The following is a 14172-nucleotide window of genomic DNA, read 5'->3' as shown; positions in this document are numbered from 1 at the left end:
CGGGCACGGTCCGTCAGCCGCGCACGGGGGTGAGCCAGTGGCGGTAGCGGTCGTCGCGCCCGTGCACGGCGGCCTCGTAGGCGTCGGCCAGCTTGCCGGTGACCGGTCCGGGGCCGCCGAACTCGCAGTGGTCGACCGCGCTGACGTGCACGATCCCGGCCGCCGTGCCGCAGACGAAGATCTCGTCGGCCGTGTACAGGTCGGTGCGCAGCAGATCCTCCCTGGTGACCGTCAGCCCCAGGTCGGCGGCCAGCCGCGCGACGGTGTCCTGCGTGATGCCCTCCAGCGCGCCGGCGTGCGGCGGAGGCGTGGTGAGCACGCCGTCGCGCACGACGAAGACGTTGGCGCCGGTGCACTCGCTGACGTTGCCGGCCGCGTTCAGCAGCACCGCCTCGTCGAAGCCCGCCTGCATGGCCTCGGACTTGGCCATCACCGAGTTCAGGTAGGGGCCGGTGGCCTTGGCCGCGGTCGGCGTCACCCGGTGGTCGTTGCGCTGCCACGAGCTGGTCATCAGCCGCACGCCCGCCTCCAGCAGCGCGCCCCACTCCCAGGACGCGATCGAGACCACCGTCGGGCAGCCGCGCGCCGCCACGCCCATCTCGCCGTAGCCGCGGTGGGCCAGGTGGCGGATGTAGCACGTGGACTGGCCATTGGCCGCGACCGTGGCCAGCGTGGCCGCGCGCAGCTCCTCCAAGGTGTACGGCAGCGGCATCCCGATGATCCGCGCGCTGCGCGCCAGCCGCCGCAGATGTTCGTCCAGCCGGAACACCGCCGGGCCGTCCGGCGTGTCGAAGGCCCTGGTGCCCTCCAGCACGGCGGTGCCGTAGTGCAGGGCGTGCGTCAGGACGTGCACCCGGGCCTCGCCCCAGGGCACCAGCTCGCCGTCCATCCAGATGTGCTCGGCCTCGCGCATCGTGCCGCTCCTCTCCGTAAATGGCCGCCAACAATCACAAGATGTAGGCCAATTCATTGATAAGTGGCACAGTAACCGGATAATAGTGGCGTGGGAAGAGAAGAAAACCTTGTCACCCTGGTCCGCGACCGGCTCCGGCTCCACGAGGGCACGGCCAGCCGGCGGCTCGCGGGCGCGCTGACCGACCTGGCCCAGACCGGCGCCATCGCCCCGGGCACCCGCCTGCCCTCCGAGCGCGACCTGGCCCAGGCGGTCGGGCTCAGCCGCGGGACGGTCGCCGCCGCCTTCAACGCCCTGTGCGAGGAGGGCCTGTGCGAACGCCGGCACGGCAGCGGCACGTACGTGCTGGGCGTCCCGACGTTCGGCGGCCTGCTCCAGGGCGGCGCGGTGCTGGCCGACCTGTCGACCTCGGTCGTCCCCGACCCCTCGCACCTGGCGGTGCCCCCGCTGGACGCCGCCGCCCTGATGCGCGCGCCGAGCGGCCACGGCTACGACGCCATGGGCGACTCGCGGCTGCGCGCCGTCCTGGCCGCCCTGGACGCCGGGCCGCACCGCGAGATCCTGGTGACCTCGGGCGCCCAGCAGGGCATCGACCTGGCGGCCCGGGTGCTGCTGCGGCCCGGCGACCGCGTGCTGGTCGGCGACCCGGCCTACGGAGGCGCGCTCAGCGTGTTCCGGCGTGCCGGGGCCCACGCCGTCCCCGTGGACCTCACTGACGCGGACGCCGTGCGCGACGCCCTGGCCCGCCACCGCCCGGCCGCCGTGTACGCGCTGCCGGTGGACAACCCGACCGGCCGCGTGGCCGACCTGCGGCACGTGGCCGAGCTGGCCGCGGCGGCGGACGTCCCGCTGGTGGAGGACCGGACTCTCGCGCCCGTGGTGTTCGACGGCCGGACGCCTCCCGAGCCGCTGGCCCTGGCCCATCCGCACGGCACGGTGACGGTGGGCTCGTTGTCGAAGGTGTTGTGGGGCGGCCTGCGGGTGGGCTGGCTCACCGCCCCCGAGCCGCTGCTGGCCCGGCTGCTGGAGGCCAAGCTCGACGCCGACCTGGCCACCAGCGCCGTCTCCCAGCGGCTGGCCGCCGACCTGCTCGACGGCGACCCCGTGCCGGCCTGGCTCGCCGAGCTGGCCCGCCGCCGCGACCACTTCACCGCCGCGCTGTCCGCGCGCCTGCCGTCGTGGACCTGGTCACGCCCGCAGGGCGGCCTGTCGGTGTGGGCCCGGCTGCCGGGCGCCGACACCGACCGGTTCGCCGCCGTCGCCCGCGAGCAGGGCGTGGCCGTCGCCCCCGGCTCGCTGTTCTCCCCGGACGGCCGCCACCGCGACCGCCTGCGCCTCAGCTTCGCCCTGCCGCCCGCCCTCCTCGACCAGGCGGTCGCCGCCCTGGCCCGCGCCTGGCAGCAGACCGGTCGCTGAGCCCCCGGCCCCGGAACACGGCGACGCCACGCCGGTGATCCGGCGTGGCGTCGGCGGACGAACGTGGCGGGACGGGCCTCGGCTCAGCCCACCTTGACCTTCACCGGCTTGCTCTCGTGGTGCTGCCGGTCGAGCGAGGTGATCAGGTACGTGCCCGGCTTGGCCGAGTACGACGCCGTCGTCACCACGGCCGCCAGGTTGCGGGCGTCGGTGGTGTGGCAGTCCTTGCCCGACTCCGGCACCCGGTACACCGCGTAGGCCCGCGCCCCCTCGGATGGAGTCCAGGACACGGTGGAGCCGCTCGCCTTGACGCCGGCCGGCTTGCCGGGGGCCTCGCCGCCGCGGTCCTCCATGATCGGCAGCAGCGCCGGACGGCTGTAGTGCTCCTTGGCCACCCGGTCGATCGCGCCGAGCGGGTTGGTCAGGAGCTGCTTGGCGCTGAAGTAGATGTCGCCGTCGACCTGCTCGTAGCGCCGGTTCACCGTCAGGTGCGCCGACAGCTCGCCCGGGTTGGCCCAGGCGGCGTTGGTCCTGGTGCCGACCTGGTAGAGCGCCTGGCCGATGTAGAGCTGGACGTCGGTGCCCTTGACCGCGCCCGCCCACCAGGCCGTCAGCGTCTTGTAGTCGGCCGCCTTGAAGCCGCGCGGCCAGTAGAGCTGCGGGGCGACGTAGTCGACCGTGCCGTCCTCGATCCAGGAGCGGGCGTCGGCGTAGATCGAGTCGTAGGCGGACATGCCGGCCGTGGCCGACCCGTCGGGGTCGTTGGACTTGTTGCGCCAGATGCCGAACGGGCTGATGCCGAACTTCACGTGGTTCTTCGTGTCGTGGACGGCCGCGTCGACCTTGGCCACCAGCTTGTTCACGTTGTGGCGGCGCCAGTCGGCCAGCGTCCGGCCCTTGCCGTACTTGGCGAAGGCGGCCTTGTCGTCGAACGTGCCGCCGCCGCCCGGATAGGGGTAGAAGTAGTCGTCGAAGTGCACGCCGTCGACGTCGTAGCGGCTGACCACGTCGGTGATGACCTTGGTGACGTGCTCGCGCACCTGCGGCAGGCCGGGGTTGTAGTAGAGGCCGCCGCCGTACTTGACCGTCCAGTCGCGGTGCTGCTTGGCCGGGTGGTTCGCCGGGAGCTTGGACAGGTCGGCGCCCTCGGCCGCGCGGTAGGGGTTGAACCAGGCGTGGAACTCCAGGTTGCGCTTGTGGGCCTCGTCGATGAGGAACGGGAGCGGGTCCCAGCCCGGGTCCTTGCCCGCGGTGCCCGTCAGGTACTGCGACCAGGGCTCCAGCGAGGAGCGGTAGAGCGCGTCGGAGGCGGGCCGGACCTGGACGAAGACGGCGTTGAGATTGCGCTTGACCGCGCTGTCGAGGATCTTGACGTACTCGGCCTTCTGGCGGGCCTGGCCGAGGCCGGCGCGCGAGGGCCAGTCGATGTTCTTGACCGTCGCGATCCACACCCCGCGCAGCTGGCGCTTGGGGTAGCGCGGGTCGGGCTTGCAGGCCGCCGTCGCCTCGGCGGTGGCGGGGGCGGTGGTCGTCGTCTTCTTGGTCGCTGCGGGGCTCTCGGTCGCGCCGGGGCCGAACACGTAGGCGGCGCTGGTGGTCACGACCGCGAGGGCTGCAGCGGCTAGGAGTGGGCGTCCAGTTCGCATAGTGCAAACCAGTCTGGCAGCTGCTCCCGCGTGATCGGACCTGAAAAAAGAAATGCAGTCGTGATGCTTCTGTTACGAAACGGTAGATGTGTGATCAAACGTGCGGGCCGGGAGGGACATGCCGCCCTCCCGGCTCAGCGCCGCTCAGTCCGTACCCCTTACTCGGTGGCCGCCACCTTGCTCGCCAGGTTCGGCGGCAGCGGCTCGTAGCGCAGGAACGTGCGCGTGAACGTCCCGGTGCCGTGCGACATCGAGCGCAGGTCGATGGCGTAGCGGGTGATCTCCAGCTCGGGCACCTCGGCCTTGACCAGCGTGCGCCCGGTGCCCACCGGCTCGGTGCCGAGCACGCGCCCGCGCCGCGAGGACAGGTCGGACATCACCGAGCCCACGTGGTCGTCGGCCACCAGCACCGACAGCTCGTCCACCGGCTCCAGCAGCAGGGTCGGGACCTTCGAGGCCGCCTCCTTCAGCGCGAGCTGGCCCGCGATCTGGAAGGCCATGTCGGAGGAGTCGACCGAGTGGGCCTTGCCGTCGTAGAGCGTGACGCGCACGTCCACCATGGGGTAGCCGGCCACCACGCCGCGCTCCATCTGGGCCCGCACGCCCTTCTCCACCGACGGGATGAACTGCCGGGGCACCACGCCGCCGACGATCTTGTCCACGAACTCGAACCCGCCGCCCGAGGGCAGGGGCTCGACCTCCAGGTGGCAGATCGCGTACTGGCCGTGGCCGCCGGTCTGCTTGACGTTGCGGCCCATCGCCTGGCACCGGCCGCCGAACGTCTCACGCAGCGGCACCCGCAGCTCGATCCGCTCGACCTCGACGCCGTGCCGGTTGGCCAGGCGGTCGAGCAGCACGTCGGTGTGCGCCTCGCCCATGCACCACAGCACGAGCTGCCGGGTCTCGGCGTTGTTCTCCAGGCGCAGCGTCGGGTCCTCGGCCACCAGCCGGCCGAGCGCCTGGGCCAGTTTGTCCTCGTCGGCCTTCGACTTCGCCCTGATCGCCACCGGCAGCAGCGGCTCGGGCATCTGCCAGGACGTCATCAGCAGCGGACGGTCCACCTCCGACAACGTGTCGCCGGTCTCGGCCCGCGACAGCTTGGCCACGGCCACGATGTCCCCGGCCGAGCCCTTGGCCGCCGGGCGTTGGGTCTTGCCCAGCGGGCTGGTCAGCGTGCCGATGCGCTCGTCGACGTCGTGGTCCTCGTGCCCGCGGTCGGCCAGGCCGTGGCCGGAGACGTGCACGGTCATGTCGGGGCGCAGCGTGCCGGAGAAGACGCGGACGAGGCTGATGCGGCCCACGTACGGGTCGCTGGTGGTCTTGACGACCTCGGCCACGAGCGGGCCGTCGGGGTCGCACGCGATGCCGCCGACCGGCTTGCCGGACAGGTCGGTGATCTCGGGCATCGGGTGTTCCAGCGGCGAGGGGAAGCCCTGGGTCACCAGCTCCAGCAGCTCCGTCATGCCCACCGCGTGGCCGTCGCCGAGCCCGCTGCACAGCACCGGGAAGAAGCTGCCGCGGGCGACCGCCTTCTCCAGGTCGTCCACCAGGACCTTGGTGTCGATGGGCTCGCCCGCCAGGTAGCGGTCCATGAGCGACTCGTCCTCGCTCTCCTGGATGATGCCCTCGATCAGCTCGCCGCGCCGCTCGTCGATCTGCGCCTTGTACTCGGCGCCCGGCTCCTTCTCGGTGCGGGCGCCGGTCGCGTAGTTGTAGAACTTCTGCGACAGCAGCCCGATCAGGCCGTTGACGTGCCCGTTGGTGATCACCGGCAGGTAGAGCGGCGCGACGCCGTCGCCGAAGACGTCCTGGCAGGTGGCCAGCACCTCGTCGAAGTCGGCTCGCTGGTGGTCGATCTTGGTGATCACCACCGCCCTGGGCATGGCGACCTGGGCGCACTCCTCCCAGAGCATCTGCGTGAGCCCGTCGATCCCCTCGGAGGCCGACACGACGAACAGGGCGGCGTCGGCGGCGCGCAGCCCGGCGCGCAGGTCGCCGACGAAGTCGGCGTAACCCGGGGTGTCGAGCAGGTTGATCTTGATGCCGTTGTGCACGAGCGGCGCCAGCGCCAGGTTGACCGACCGCTGCTGGCGCACCTCGACCTCGTCGAAGTCGGTGACCGTGTTGCCGTCCTCCACCCGGCCCGGCCGCTGGACGGTGCCCGTCGCCGCGAGCAGCTGCTCGACCAGGGTGGTCTTGCCCGCTCCCGAGTGGCCGACCAGCACGACGTTGCGTATCGCGTCCGCCCTGTCGGCCGTGGGTGCCCTGCCCGCGGCTCCCATGGCCCCGCCGGAGTTCCTTTCCGCCACTTCGCCTCCCACGTCGTCGGTGCATCCAACGCCGCGCCCGCGCGGAGGGTGTCAGGAACCGCATGGACGCGGTGTGTTCACCAAATACCCATGTGGCGAATATCACAAGGGGTGCGGGGCAAAGAAAGTGGCCGCTCACGTGATGGCCTACGATCGGACCGCGATGCTCAAACTCCTGCGACCGGCCATGACCCGGATACTCACCCCGCTGGGCAGGGCTCTCGTCGGCCGCGGGATCGGCCCGAACGCCGTCACGGCGATCGGCACCCTCGGCACGGTGATCTCGGCCCTGCTCCTGTTCCCGCTGGGCCAGCTGGCCTGGGGGGCGCTGCTCATCACCGTCTTCGTGCTGTTCGACCTGCTCGACGGCGTCGTGGCCCGGCTGGGCGGCAAGGGGGGCACCGTCTGGGGCGCCTTCCTCGACTCCACGCTCGACCGGGTGGCCGACGCCGCCATCTTCGCCGGCCTGATCCTGTACTTCGTCGCCGGGGGCGACACGCTGATGGCCGGCGTGACGCTGGCCTGCCTCGTCGCCGGGTCCCTGGTCTCCTACGCCAAGGCCAGGGCCGAGGGCCTCGGGCTCACCGCGGACGTGGGGCTGGCCGAGCGTCCCGAGCGGCTGGTCGTGGCCCTGGTCGCGACCTTCTTCTCGGGGATCGGGGTGCCGTACGTGCTGCCGCTCGGGATGTGGCTGCTGGCGGCGGCCTCCACCATCACCGTCGTGCAGCGGGTCGTGCACGTCCACCGGCAGACGAGGGAGCGATGAGCGAGAAGACCTCGATCGGCGACCGCATCGTGGCGGCGGGCTTCGCGGCGGGCTGGAAACTGGTCCCGCTGCTGCCCCAGCGGCCCACGGCGGCGGTCTTCCGCCTCCTGGCCGACCGGGTGTGGCGCAAGCGCGGCAAGTCCGTGCGCCGCCTGGAGTCCAACCTGGCCAGGGTCACCGGCATCGACGCCGGCAGCGCGGAGCTGCGCGAGCTGAGCAGGGCCGGCATGCGCTCCTACTTCCGCTACTTCCACGAGGTCTTCCGCCTGCCCTCGATCCCGCGGCCGGAGATCGTCCGGCGCACCCACGTCATCGGGGCCGAGCACATCCACGACACCCTGGCCACGGGCCGGGGCGTGGTGCTGGCCCTGCCGCACATGGGCAACTGGGACGCGGCGGGCGCCTGGCTGGTCGGCGTCGGCCACCCGTTCACCACGGTCGCCGAGCGGCTGAAGCCCGAGTCGCTGTTCCGGCGCTACGTCGCCTTCCGCGAGGGGCTCGGCATGGAGGTGCTGCCGCTCACCGGCGGCGACGGCCACAACTTCGGCACCCTCGCCGGCCGCGTGCGCAAGGGCGGCGTGGTCTGCCTGCCCGCCGAGCGCGACCTGACCAAGAGCGGCATCGAGGTGCGCTTCTTCGGCGCCGCCACCAAGGTGCCCGCAGGGCCGCCGCTGCTGGCCGTCCAGACCGGCGCCGCGCTGCTGCCGGCCACCGTCTACTTCGTGGGCGACGACTGGGGCATCCACATCCACGAGGAGATCCCGGTGCCCGCCGAGGGCACCCGGCAGGAGAAGGTCGCGGCCGTCGCCCAGGCCATGACGGACGTCTTCGAGAAGGGCATCGCCGAGCACCCGGAGGACTGGCACATGTTGCAGCGGCTCTGGCTGGAGGACCTGCCGAAATGAAGGTCGGCATCGTCTGCCCCTACTCCTGGGACATGCCGGGCGGGGTCAAGCAGCACATCGACGACCTGGCCCAGGCGCTGATGGCGCAGGGGCACGAGGTCTCGGTCATCGCGCCCGCCGCCGACGACGACGAGCTGCCCCCGTACGTGACGGGCGCCGGCCGGGCGGTGCCGGTGCCCTACAACGGGTCGGTGGCCCGGATGTCGTTCGGGTTCCTGTCGGCCGCGCGGGTGCGGCGCTGGGTGCGTACGGGCGACTTCGACGTGCTGCACATCCACGAGCCGCTGATCCCGAGCCTCGGCGTGCTGGCCTGCTGGGCGGCCAAGGGGCCGATCGTGGCCACCTTCCACGCCTCCTTCACCCGCTCGCGCGCCATCGCGGTGGCCGAGCCGCTGCTGCGCAGCGCGCTGGAGAAGCTGAGCGGCCGCATCGCGGTCTCCGACGCGGCGCGCAAGAGCCTGGTCGAGCAGTTCGGCGGCGACACCGTGCTGATCCCCAACGGGGTGACCGTGGCCCGCTACACCGAGGCCGAGCCGCTGCCCGGCTGGGGCCCCGACGGCGCCACGATCGGCTTCCTCGGCCGCATGGACGAGGAGCGCAAGGGCCTGCCGATCCTGCTCGACGCCTTCAACGTCCTGGCCGCCGAGCGTCCCGGCCTGAAGCTGCTCATCGCCGGGCCCGGCGACGCCAAGGACGTCTACGACAAGGTGCCCAAGCCCTTCCACGAGCGGGTCACCGTGCTCGGCATGGTGAGCGAGGCCGACAAGATCCGCGCCTACCACTCGGTCGACGTGTTCTGCGCCCCCAACACCCGGGGCGAGAGCTTCGGCATCGTGCTGGCCGAGGCCATGGCCTCGGGGGCGACGGTGCTGGCCAGCGACATCCCGGCCTTCCGCAAGGTGCTGGGCGAGGGGCAGGCCGGCGCGCTGTTCGCCAACGGCGACGCCGCCTCGCTCGCCCGCGAGGCCGCCGCGCTGCTCGACGCGCCCGAGCGGCGCGCCAAACTGGCCGCCGAGGCCCTGGTGGCGGTCAGGAAGTACGACTGGTCCACGGTCGCCCGCGACGTGGTGCGCGTCTACGAGACGGTGACCACCGGCGGCGCGGGCCGGGTGGAGGAAGACCTGTGACCGCCTGCCGAGAGCTCCTGTAGGGAACCGCTGTGACATCCACCATGATCGTGCTGATCGTGGGCATCGTCGTCGTGCTCACGGCCGTCTACATCTCCTGGCGCGCGGGCCGGCTCGACCGCCTGCACATCCGGCTCGAACTGGCCCGCGAGGCGCTGGACGCCGCGCTCATGCGGCGCCGGGCCGTGGTGCTCGAACTGGCCGGCTCGCGCTTGCTCGACCCCGCGACCTCGCTGGTGCTGGCCGCCGCCGCCCACGAGGCCAGGATCGCCGGGCCCGAGGAGCGCGAGCACGCCGAGAGCGACCTGTCGCGGGCCCTGCGGGCCGCGGTGGACCAGGAGCGTTTCCGGGAGAAGCTGGCCGAGGTGCCCGGGGGCGGCGACCTGCTGGAGGAGCTTGACGCGGCGGTGGCCAAGGTCGTCTATTCGCGCCGGTTCTACAACAACGCGGTCGGGGTCACCCGTACGGCGCAGCGGCGCTGGCTGGCCAGGACGCTGCGATTGGCCGGTCACACCGAGTTCCCGGAATTCTTCGAGATTGATGACAATCCGCCCGCAACTATGTCGCCTGAATGACCAAATGTGGGGAGGCCGGTAAGCTTCTCCCGATTTCTGGGCAAAGGCGAGGAGTTGTTGCAAGGTGCGGCTATCCCGGATGATCTCGGTGACTCTGGCAGGGGCGGCCGTGCTGGGGCCCGTCGCGGCCTGCTCGTCCGACGAGCCTCCCGCGTCCGGCAAGGCGCCGCAGGCGGCCACCGCCGCCCCCTCGGAGGAGCCCACCGAGCAGGCCGAGGGGCACCCGTTCACCGGACAGCCCTTCGAGGAGCTCAAGCCGGTGCTCGCGGTGAAGATCGAGAACACCGCCGCGGGCAAGCCCCAGCTCGGGCTCAAGAGCGCGGACGTCGTCTACGTCGAGCAGGTCGAGGCCGGCCTGACCCGGCTCATGGCGATCTTCTCCTCGAAGATCCCGGCCAAGGTGGGCCCGGTGCGCAGCGCCCGCATCTCCGACCTGCACATCGTCCCGCAGTTCGGCAAGCCGGCGTTCGCCTACTCCGGCGCGCAGACCAAGATGTTGCCGTTCATCGCCAAGGCCCCGCTGTACGACGTGGGCGACACCCGCAACCCCGGCGCCTACTTCCGCCAGCCGGGCCGCTACGCCCCCTACAACCTGTTCGCCAACACCAAGAAGCTGCTGTCGGGCGCCCCCAAGGCCACCGAGGCCAAGGACATCGGCTTCACCTTCGGCGACGCGCCCGCCGAGGGCGGCGTGGACAAGAAGTCGTACACCGTCAGGTGGCCCGCGGCGCGCTTCACCTTCGCCTGGTCGGAGGCCAAGAAGCAGTGGCTGATCTGGCAGGACGGCAAGAAGGACATGGCGGCCGAGGGCGGCCAGCTCGGCGCGCCCACGATCGTCGTGCAGTACACCAAGACCGAGCGCTCGCAGTTCCACGACTTCCACCAGAGCTACACCCCGCTCGTGCACACCACCGGCAAGGGCAAGGCCGTCGTGCTGCGCGACGGCAAAGCCTACGCGGCCAACTGGGAACGGGAATCGGAGGAGACCGGTACGACGTTCACCACTGAGAGCGGCGAGCCGATGAACTTCGCCCCCGGCCAGGTCTGGATCGCGCTCGCCAGCCGCAAGCCCGTCACCCCTTGATAGACCGTTCTGTATAAGTTGAGCGGCAAATCCTGACATCGTGGCATGTCGGGGGAGGGGTCCATCAGGACCTACGATGGGTTTGATAACTTACCGTCCGCCCTGAGAGCCCGTGAGGAAGACCGTGTCCAGCACGCCTGAAAGCACCCCCGTCACCGGAACGGCCCGCGTCAAGCGCGGCATGGCCGAGATGCTCAAGGGTGGCGTCATCATGGACGTCGTCACCCCCGAGCAGGCCAAGATCGCTGAGGATGCCGGCGCCGTCGCCGTCATGGCCCTTGAGCGTGTGCCCGCCGACATCCGCGCCCAGGGCGGCGTGTCCAGGATGAGCGACCCCGACATGATCGACGGCATCATCGCCGCCGTGTCGATCCCCGTCATGGCCAAGGCCCGCATCGGCCACTTCGTCGAGGCCAAGGTCCTGCAGTCGCTCGGCGTCGACTACGTCGACGAGTCCGAGGTGCTCACCCCGGCCGACTACGCCAACCACATCGACAAGTGGCAGTTCACCGTGCCCTTCGTCTGTGGCGCCACCAACCTGGGCGAGGCCCTGCGCCGCATCACCGAGGGCGCGGCCATGATCCGCTCCAAGGGCGAGGCCGGCACCGGCGACGTCTCCAACGCCGTCACCCACATGCGCACCATCCGCGCCGAGATCAGGCGCCTCACCACGCTGGCCGAGGACGAGCTCTACGTGGCCGCCAAGGAGCTGCAGGCCCCCTACGAGCTGGTCGCCGAGGTCGCCAGGAACGGCAAGCTGCCGGTCGTGCTGTTCACCGCGGGCGGCATCGCCACCCCGGCCGACGCCGCCATGATGATGCAGCTCGGCGCCGAGGGCGTGTTCGTCGGCTCGGGCATCTTCAAGTCGGGCGACCCGGCCAAGCGCGCCGCGGCCATCGTCAAGGCCACCACGTTCTACGACGACGCCGACGTCGTCGCCAAGGTCTCGCGCGGTCTCGGCGAGGCCATGGTCGGCATCAACGTCGACGAGATCCCGCAGCCGCACCGGCTGGCCGAGCGCGGCTGGTGAACCGGCGCGTCGTCGCAGGTCGGCGGCCCGCCGTAGGTCCATGATCGTCATGTGACGATGAAAAGCTTCGTAAGAGGCGGCATTCGCGAAGGATGTCGCCTCTTTCGTGTTGTCCGCGGTTCAGCGGCCTGTCATGCGACTCGGTCAGGCTACGGGCGTCCCTCACCCTTGATCGTCCCGAGGAGCGCACCGTGTCCCAGCTGAACCGACGGCACTTCCTGGTCACCGGCCTGGCGGCGGGCGCCGCCGCCGCGATCCCCGCCACCGCGGCGAGCGCCGAGCCGGACCCCGCCGCAGAGACCGCGCAGGCACTGGCCTCGCGCGGGCTGTCCACCGACCCCTTCACGCTCGGCGTGGCCTGCGGCGACCCCGACCACGAGGGGTTCGTGCTGTGGACCAGGCTGGCGCAGAACCCGCTGGCCGAGGACGGCTTCGGCGGCATGCCGCAGCGCCCGTTCCCGGTGCAGTGGCAGGTCTACGCCGACGAGCGCGGGCGCCGCGTCGTCCGGTCGGGGGTGGCCGTCGCCGTGCCGGAGTGGGGGCACAGCGTGCACGTCGAGGTCGACCGGCTGAGCTCGGACCGGGACTACTGGTACCGCTTCCGCGTCGGCCCGTACGTCTCGCCCATGGGACGGGCGCGCACGGCCCCCCACCCGCTGTCCTACGGCGGCGCGCTGTCGATGGCCTTCGTCTCCTGCGCCCAGTACGAGCACGGCTGGTTCACCTCCTACCGCAGGCTGGCCGAGGAGCACCCGGACCTGATCCTGCACCTGGGCGACTACCAGTACGAGTACACCAAGGACACCTACACCATCCCGGGCGGCAACGTCCGCGACCACGAGGGCCCCGAGACCGAGACCCTGGCCGGCTACCGCCAGCGGCACGCCCAGTACAAGGCCGACCCCGACCTGCAGGCCGCGCACGCCGCCGCGCCCTGGCTGGTCGTCTGGGACGACCACGAGCTGGACAACAACTGGGCCGACGAGGTGCCGGAGAAGCCGGAGGTGCCCCAGCCGGACTTCCTGGCCCGCCGCGCCGCCGCCTTCCGCGCCTACTACGAGAACATGCCGCTGCGCCGCACGTCGATCCCGCGCGGCATCGACATGCAGCTCTACCGGCGGATCCGGTGGGGCAGGATGGCCACCTTCCACATGATGGACACCCGCCAGTACCGCGACGACCAGGGCTGCGGCGACGGCTACCGCGACTGCCCGGCCGCCGTGGACCCGGCGCGCTCGATCACCGGCGCGGCGCAGGAGCAGTGGCTGATCGACGGCTTCCACCGCTCGCGCGCCCAGTGGGACATCCTGGGCCAGCAGGTGTTCTTCGCCCAGCGCGACAACAACGCCGGCCCCGCCAAGATCACCTCGATGGACGCCTGGGACGGCTACGTCGCCTCCCGCCGGCGCATCACCCAGGGCTGGGTGGACGCCGAGGTGCGCAACCCGGTGGTGCTGACCGGCGACGTGCACGCCCACTGGGCCAGCGACCTCAAGCTCGACTACGACGACCCGACCGGGCCCACCGTGGGCTCGGAACTCGTGGCCACCTCCATCACCACGGGCGGCGACGGCGCGGACTCCGACCCGGCGACGCATCCGTACCTGACGATCAACCCGCATCTGAAGTTCTACAACAACCAGCGCGGATACGTGCTGACGAAGATCGAGCGCGACCTGCTCACGGCCGACTTCAAGGTCGTGCCGCAGGTGCGCGAGCCTGGGGCGCAGGCGTACACGCGGGCGACGTTCGTGGTGGAGGACCGGGTGCCGGGGGTGCGGCAGACGTACCTGCGGCCGCTGGACCCGGCGATCGGCGCCAGGAAGCAGGTGACGGTGGAGGACACCGTCCGGCTGGAGACCGAACGCCCGTAGCCCTGAGGCAGGCGGCGTCCCCGGGGGCCGGGACGCCGCCTTTTCTTCGCCCGGAATATTAGCCAGACTAAGTTAGTTGGGCTAAGTATGAGGGACGATCCCACCCAGATGGCCGAGCAGGTCTCCAAGGTGCTGCGCCACCTGGTCCTGCTGCTGCGGCGCTCCAGCGCCGGCCAGCCCGTCACCACCCAGCAGTACGCCGTGCTCGGCTCGCTCGAACACGGCCCGCGCCGGATGACCGAGCTGGCCGAGGAGCACGCCGTCCAGTTGCCGACCATGACCGTGCAGATCAACCGGCTGGAGTACGCGGGCCTGGTGGCGCGCGGCTCCGACCCGGCCGACGCCCGCGTCAGGACGGTCGAGCTCACCGGCGAGGGCCGCGACCGGCTGCACGCCGTGCGCCGGGCCAGGATCGCCCGCCTCGCCCAGGACCTGGCCGCGCTCACCGACGACGAGCGCGACGTGCTCGCGGCGGCCCTGCCCGTCCTGGCCAAGCTCGGCATCGACAGAACCACCCAGTAAGGGGA

Annotated in this window: 12 protein-coding genes; 9 read left to right on the top strand and 3 right to left on the bottom strand. The window is 71.6% G+C overall.

Annotated features, from left to right (window positions below):
• Positions 1-13: 13 nt before the first annotated feature.
• Positions 14-913 (bottom strand): branched-chain amino acid transaminase, encoded by a 900-nt coding sequence (locus ACWEJ6_RS20440; RefSeq protein WP_452425325.1) that lies wholly within the window; start codon positions 911-913, stop codon positions 14-16.
• Positions 914-1003: 90 nt separating this feature from the next.
• Here ACWEJ6_RS20440 and ACWEJ6_RS20435 point away from each other — a divergent pair, with 90 nt between their 5' ends.
• Entirely contained in the window at positions 1004-2329 is a 1326-nt protein-coding gene (locus tag ACWEJ6_RS20435; protein WP_452425323.1) for an aminotransferase-like domain-containing protein, read from the top strand.
• An 83-nt stretch (positions 2330-2412) separates the two neighbouring features.
• Here ACWEJ6_RS20435 and ACWEJ6_RS20430 read toward each other — a convergent pair whose 3' ends face one another.
• Both ACWEJ6_RS20430 and ACWEJ6_RS20425 read right to left on the bottom strand, forming a co-directional pair.
• Positions 2413-3930: a glycoside hydrolase family 10 protein gene (locus ACWEJ6_RS20430; RefSeq protein ID WP_452425321.1), complete on the bottom strand. Its 1518-nt coding sequence runs from the start codon at positions 3928-3930 to the stop codon at positions 2413-2415.
• 203 nt (positions 3931-4133) lie between these two features.
• Positions 4134-6284: an elongation factor G-like protein EF-G2 gene (locus ACWEJ6_RS20425; protein WP_452425319.1), complete on the bottom strand. Its 2151-nt coding sequence runs from the start codon at positions 6282-6284 to the stop codon at positions 4134-4136.
• Positions 6285-6447: 163 nt separating this feature from the next.
• On the opposite strand from ACWEJ6_RS20425, the gene pgsA reads away from it, so the two are divergent.
• From pgsA to ACWEJ6_RS20385, 8 genes are all read left to right on the top strand, one after another.
• Positions 6448-7050, top strand: a complete 603-nt coding sequence (gene pgsA / locus ACWEJ6_RS20420) for a phosphatidylinositol phosphate synthase (protein WP_452425317.1) — start codon at positions 6448-6450, stop codon at positions 7048-7050.
• Entirely contained in the window at positions 7047-7955 is a 909-nt protein-coding gene (locus ACWEJ6_RS20415) for a phosphatidylinositol mannoside acyltransferase (protein ID WP_397215985.1), read from the top strand. Before pgsA ends, ACWEJ6_RS20415 begins: the two co-directional genes overlap by 4 nt.
• On the top strand, positions 7952-9082 hold the full coding sequence (locus tag ACWEJ6_RS20410) for a glycosyltransferase family 4 protein (RefSeq protein WP_452425315.1): 1131 nt from the start codon (positions 7952-7954) through the stop codon (positions 9080-9082). Before ACWEJ6_RS20415 ends, ACWEJ6_RS20410 begins: the two co-directional genes overlap by 4 nt.
• 32 nt (positions 9083-9114) lie before the next feature.
• On the top strand, positions 9115-9657 hold the full coding sequence (locus ACWEJ6_RS20405; RefSeq protein ID WP_452425313.1) for a hypothetical protein: 543 nt from the start codon (positions 9115-9117) through the stop codon (positions 9655-9657).
• A gap of 79 nt (positions 9658-9736) precedes the next feature.
• Complete coding sequence (locus ACWEJ6_RS20400; protein WP_387665102.1) at positions 9737-10741, top strand: DUF3048 domain-containing protein; 1005 nt, start codon at positions 9737-9739, stop codon at positions 10739-10741.
• A 112-nt stretch (positions 10742-10853) separates the two neighbouring features.
• Positions 10854-11771 carry a pyridoxal 5'-phosphate synthase lyase subunit PdxS gene (gene pdxS, locus ACWEJ6_RS20395; RefSeq protein WP_352322555.1) on the top strand — a complete coding sequence of 306 codons (918 nt, stop codon included), beginning with the start codon at positions 10854-10856 and terminating at the stop codon, positions 11769-11771.
• A gap of 191 nt (positions 11772-11962) precedes the next feature.
• On the top strand, positions 11963-13645 hold the full coding sequence (locus ACWEJ6_RS20390; RefSeq protein WP_387665104.1) for an alkaline phosphatase D family protein: 1683 nt from the start codon (positions 11963-11965) through the stop codon (positions 13643-13645).
• An 87-nt stretch (positions 13646-13732) separates the two neighbouring features.
• Positions 13733-14167 carry a MarR family winged helix-turn-helix transcriptional regulator gene (locus ACWEJ6_RS20385; protein WP_352361412.1) on the top strand — a complete coding sequence of 145 codons (435 nt, stop codon included), beginning with the start codon at positions 13733-13735 and terminating at the stop codon, positions 14165-14167.
• The last annotated feature ends 5 nt before the right edge of the window (positions 14168-14172 follow it).

The sequence above is a fragment of the Nonomuraea sp. NPDC004702 genome (genome assembly GCF_053601695.1).
Note: the sequence above shows the minus strand (reverse complement) of the source record. Positions and strands in the feature narration are given on the sequence as shown.

What these genes read in the sequence shown, in the direction of transcription:
- ACWEJ6_RS20415 (WP_397215985.1), top strand. Translation starts at nt 7,047, where the DNA reads ATGAGCGAGAAGACCTCGATCGGCGACCGCATCGTGGCGGCGGGCTTC.
- ACWEJ6_RS20385 (WP_352361412.1), top strand. Translation starts at nt 13,733, where the DNA reads ATGAGGGACGATCCCACCCAGATGGCCGAGCAGGTCTCCAAGGTGCTG.
- ACWEJ6_RS20440 (WP_452425325.1), bottom strand. Translation starts at nt 913, where the DNA reads ATGCGCGAGGCCGAGCACATCTGGATGGACGGCGAGCTGGTGCCCTGG.
- pgsA (WP_452425317.1), top strand. Translation starts at nt 6,448, where the DNA reads ATGCTCAAACTCCTGCGACCGGCCATGACCCGGATACTCACCCCGCTG.
- ACWEJ6_RS20400 (WP_387665102.1), top strand. Translation starts at nt 9,737, where the DNA reads ATGATCTCGGTGACTCTGGCAGGGGCGGCCGTGCTGGGGCCCGTCGCG.
- ACWEJ6_RS20410 (WP_452425315.1), top strand. Translation starts at nt 7,952, where the DNA reads ATGAAGGTCGGCATCGTCTGCCCCTACTCCTGGGACATGCCGGGCGGG.